The 1,461-nt window shown below is 58.5% G+C and carries 1 rRNA gene (cut by a window edge); it reads right to left on the reverse strand.

Annotated features, from left to right (window positions below):
• A 23S ribosomal RNA gene (locus tag E9529_RS21340) occupies window positions 1–1,270 on the reverse strand (it extends 1,532 nt beyond the left edge of the window).
• Window positions 1,271–1,461: the final 191 nt, after the last annotated feature.

Genomic DNA, 1,461 nt, shown 5'->3' on the forward strand with positions numbered 1-1,461 from the left:
GTGTGAATGCCACGGCTTCGGCGGTGTGCTTGAGCCCCGCTACATTGTCGGCGCGGAACCACTTGACCAGTGAGCTATTACGCACTCTTTCAAGGGTGGCTGCTTCTAAGCCAACCTCCTGGTTGTCTCTGCGATCCCACATCCTTTTCCACTTAGCACACGCTTAGGGGCCTTAGCCGATGATCTGGGCTGTTTCCCTCTCGACTACGAACCTTATCGCCCGCAGTCTCACTGCCACGCTCTCACTTACCGGCATTCGGAGTTTGGTTGACGTCAGTAACCTTGTGGGGCCCATCGGCCATCCAGTGCTCTACCTCCGGCAAGAAACACGTGACGCTGCACCTAAATGCATTTCGGGGAGAACCAGCTATCACCGAGTTTGATTGGCCTTTCACCCCTACCCACAGCTCATCCCCCAGGTTTTCAACCCTGGTGGGTTCGGTCCTCCACGCGGTCTTACCCGCGCTTCAACCTGGCCATGGGTAGATCACTCGGCTTCGGGTCTAGAGCACGCGACTCAGACGCCCTGTTCGGACTCGCTTTCGCTACGGCTACCCCACACGGGTTAACCTCGCCACGTACCGCTAACTCGCAGGCTCATTCTTCAAAAGGCACGCAATCACCCCCACCCCGAAGGGCGTAAGGCTCTCACGGCTTGTAGGCACACGGTTTCAGGTACTATTTCACTCCCCTCCCGGGGTACTTTTCACCTTTCCCTCACGGTACTTGTCCGCTATCGGTCACCAGGGAGTATTCAGGCTTAGCGGGTGGTCCCGCCGGATTCACACCGAATTTCACGGGCTCGGTGCTACTTGGGAAACAAGCTCGGGAGGGACCATGTTTTCGTGTACGGGGCTCTCACCCTCTACGGCGACCCTTTCCAGAGGCCTTCCACTAACACGATCCTTTATGACTCCCCGCACCCCCGGCAGAGGATGCTGAACTGTCCCACGACCCCGACCACACAACGCCTGCCGGCTATCACATGCGATCGGTTTAGCCTCTTCCGCTTTCGCTCGCCACTACTCACGGAATCACTGTTGTTTTCTCTTCCTGTGGGTACTGAGATGTTTCACTTCCCCACGTTCCCTCCACACGCCCTATGTGTTCAGGCGCGGGTCACACCACATGACTGGTGCGGGGTTCCCCCATTCGGAAATCCTCGGATCAACGCTCGGTTGACAGCTCCCCGAGGCTTATCGCAGCCTCCTACGTCCTTCATCGGCTCCTGGTGCCCAGGCATCCACCGTGTGCCCTTAACAACTTGGCCACACAAAAATCCCGCCCCCTGCCCCCGGAAGGAAACAGACGACGGGCCATACCTACAACAAACTCTGCTACCAGAGTCAGAAGATGCTCGCGTCCACTGTGCAGTTCTCAACGTACGACCAGCCACCCCCCACCACACCCCCGCCAGCCCCGGGCACACCGGGCGGTACGAGAACAAGGAAGGCCCTGAAC

The sequence above is a fragment of the Blastococcus sp. KM273128 genome, from assembly GCF_021698975.1.
In the GTDB taxonomy this organism is placed as follows: Bacteria; Actinomycetota; Actinomycetes; order Mycobacteriales; family Geodermatophilaceae; genus Blastococcus.